General features: G+C 58.5%; 1 protein-coding gene. It reads left to right on the top strand.

All coding sequences use genetic code 11. The annotated features are described in order from the left end of the window. Nucleotides 1–229: VOC family protein (locus SB822_RS61580; RefSeq protein WP_410859732.1), on the top strand; the 229-nt coding region annotated here is incomplete at both ends.

The raw sequence follows: 229 nt of genomic DNA, 5'->3' as shown, positions 1-229 counted from the left end.
ACGCTGATTTTTCTTGCTGCGCCCTCCGATACGGATCGGGCGAAGGCAGAGCGGGCGCCGGAACTGGAACTCACCTTCAACTGGGATCCGGAGACCTATACGGGCGGCCGCAATTTCGGCCATCTCGCCTATATGGTCGATGACATCTACACCACTTGCCAGAAGCTGCAGGATGCAGGCGTCACCATCAATCGTCCGCCGCGTGACGGGCACATGGCCTTCATCAAAT

It is taken from the genome of Paraburkholderia sp. SIMBA_054 (assembly GCF_046534875.1).
In the GTDB taxonomy this organism is placed as follows: domain Bacteria; phylum Pseudomonadota; class Gammaproteobacteria; order Burkholderiales; family Burkholderiaceae; genus Paraburkholderia; species Paraburkholderia hospita.
The sequence above is the reverse complement of the archived record's forward strand: the minus strand, read 5'-3'. Positions and strand labels throughout refer to the sequence as shown.